Source organism: Mitsuaria sp. TWR114 (assembly GCF_007997345.1).
The window spans coordinates 1-3,063 of sequence record NZ_VOSR01000091.1; the positions used below are offsets into that span (position 1 = coordinate 1).

1 protein-coding gene is annotated in these 3,063 nt (G+C 68.9%); it reads right to left on the reverse strand.

What is annotated here, in order from left to right; translation table 11 throughout:
• On the reverse strand, positions 1 to 2,961 hold a 2,961-nt coding region (locus FUT87_RS04795), incomplete at its 3' end, for an efflux RND transporter permease subunit (RefSeq protein ID WP_147240244.1).
• Positions 2,962 to 3,063: the final 102 nt, after the last annotated feature.

The window sequence follows — 3,063 nt, forward strand, 5'->3', positions numbered from 1 at the left end:
CAGCATCAGCGGCAGCGCGCCGAGCAGCGCGGCCATCGTCGTCATCAGGATCGGACGGAAGCGCAGCAGCGAGGCCTGGTGGATCGCGGCGCGTGGATCGAGGCCTTGCTCGCGCTCGGCCTCGAGCGCGAAGTCGATCATCATGATCGCGTTCTTCTTCACGATGCCGATCAGCAGCACGATGCCGATGATCGCGATGATCCCCAGGTCCAGCCCACCGATCAGCAGCGCCAGCAGCGCGCCGACGCCGGCCGAGGGCAGCGTCGACAGGATGGTGACCGGATGGATGTAGCTCTCGTAGAGCACGCCCAGCACGATGTACATGGTGACCACCGCGGCCAGGATCAGGAACAGCGTGCTGGACAGCGAATTGCTGAAGGCCTCGGCCGCGCCCTGGAAGCTGGTCTCGACGCTGATGGGCAGGTCCAGCTTCGCCTGCTCGGCCTTGATCGCCTGCACCGCGTCGCCCAGCGCGACGCCGGGCGGCAGGTTGAACGAGATCGTCGCGGCCGGGAACTGCGCCACATGGTTGATCGCCAGCGCCGCCGGCCGCTCGACGATCTGCGCCACCGAGCTCAGCGGCACCTGCACCGTCGTGGTGGTGGCCGTGCCGGTCGCACTGGTCGTCGTTGTGCTGCCCGGCACATACAGCCCTTCGAGCGCGCGCGGGCCGCTGCGGAATTCCGACGCCGCCTCCAGCACCACGCGGTACTGGCTGGCCTGCGTGTAGATCGTCGAGATCAGCCGCTGGCCGAAGGCGTTGTAGAGCGCGGTGTCGATCGATGCGACCGTGACGCCGAGCCGGCCGGCCGCCTCGCGGTCGATCTGCACCCAGGCCTGCAGGCCCTGGTTCTGCAGATCGCTGGCGACGTCGGCCAGCTGCGGCAGCTGCTTGAGCCGCGCCAGCAGCGCGTCATTGGCCTTCTGCAGGTCGGTCGAGTCCGGCGAGCTCAGCAGGAACTGGTACTGCGTCTTGGAGACGCGATCCTCGATGGTCAGGTCCTGCACCGGCTGCATGTAGGCGGTGATGCCGGGCACCTGGCGGTTCAGGTCGCCCAGCCGCGCGATGACCTCGGTGGCCGACGCGTGGCGCTGCGCGAAGGGCTTGAGCGTGATCTGCATCCGGCCGGTGTTCAGCGAGGCGTTCGCGCCGTCCACGCCGATGAAGGACGCGATGTGGTCGACGTCGGGATCCTTCAGGAAGACCTCGGCGAGCCGCTGCTGGCGCTCGCTCATCGCATCGAAGGAAGTGCTCTGCGTCGCCTCGGTGATCACCTGCACCAGGCCGGTGTCCTGCACCGGGAAGAAGCCCTTGGGCACGACCACGTACAGCAGCGCGGTCAGCGCCAGCGTGGCGGCGAAGCCCAGCAGCGTCAGCACCGGGCGGTCCAGCACCCAATCCAGCGCGCGGCCGTAGCCCTGGATCATGGCCTCGAACTTCTCGCCGAACCAGGTGCCGAGCCGCGAGTGCTTCTGCTCGGTCTCCGGCTTCAGCAGCCGCGCGCTCATCATCGGCGTCAGCGTCAGCGACACGAAGGCCGAGATCAGGATGGCCACCGCCAGCGTGATCGCGAATTCATGGAACAGCCGGCCCACCACGTCGCCCATGAACAGCAGCGGGATCAGCACCGCGATCAGCGAGACGGTCAGCGAGATGATGGTGAAGCCGATCTGGCGCGAGCCCTTGAAGGCGGCCTCCATCGGCGAGTCGCCTTCCTCGACGTAGCGGGCGATGTTCTCGATCATCACGATCGCGTCGTCGACGACGAAGCCGGTGGAGATCGTCAGCGCCATCAGCGTCAGGTTGTTGATCGAGAAGCCGGCCAGGTACATCACGCCGAAGGTGCCCACCAGCGACAGCGGCACCGCGACGCTGGGGATCAGCGTGGCGCTGCCGCTGCGCAGGAACAGGAAGATCACCGCCACCACCAGCGCGATGGCGAGCAGCAACTCGATCTCGGTGTCGTCGACCGAGGCGCGGATCGTGGTGGTGCGGTCGGCCAGGATCTGCACGTCGACGGACGCCGGCAGCGTGCCCTGCAGCTTGGGCAGCAGCGCCTTCACCCGGTCCACCGTCTGGATCACGTTGGCGCCGGGCTGGCGCTGCACGTTCAGGATGACGCCCGGCGTCGTGTCGGCCCAGGCCGCCAGACGCAGGTTCTCGGCGTCGTCGACGATCTGGGCGACATCGCTGAGCCGCAGCGGGTTGCCGTTCTTCCAGGCAATGATCAGGTTCTGGTACTCGGCGGCGGAGCGCAGCTGGTCATTGGCGTCGATGGTGGAGGCGCGCTGCGCGCCGTCGAAGCTGCCCTTGGCCTGGTTGACGTTGGCCGAGGCGATGGCGCTGCGCACGTCGTCCAGCGACAGGCCCAGCGCGGCCAGCGTGCTCGGGTTGGCCTGGATGCGCACGGCGGGCCGGCGGCCGCCGGCGATGCTCACCAGGCCCACGCCGTCGACCTGCGACAGCTTGGGCGCGAGGCGGTTCTCCACCAGGTCATGCACCTTGATGACCGGCAGCGAGGGCGAGGTCACCGCGATCGTCATCACCGGCGCGTCGGCCGGATTGACCTTGCTGTAGACCGGCGGCATCGGCAGGTCGGAGGGCAGCAGGTTCGATCCGGCATTGATCGCGGCCTGCACCTCCTGCTCGGCCACGTCCAGCGACAGGCCCAGCGAGAAGCGCAGCGTGATCACCGAGGCGCCGCCCGAGCTCGACGAGGTCATCTGCCCCAGCCCCGGCATCTGGCCGAACTGGCGCTCCAGCGGCGCGGTGACGGTGGTGGAGATGACGTCGGGGCTCGCGCCCGGATAGAGCGTCGTGACCTGGATGGTGGGGTAGTCGACCTCGGGCAGCGCCGACAGCGGCAGCAGCCGGTAGGCCAGCAGGCCCGCCAGCAGGATGGCCAGCATCAGCAGCGAGGTCGCGACCGGCCGCTCGATGAAGGGACGGGACGGGTTCATGGCCATGGCCTTGCCCTCGTCGCGGTCAGCGGGCGTTGCCGGAGGCGGCCTGGCGCTTGGCGCGTTCGGCGCGGCGCTCGGCGATCCAGGCCTCGCGCTCGG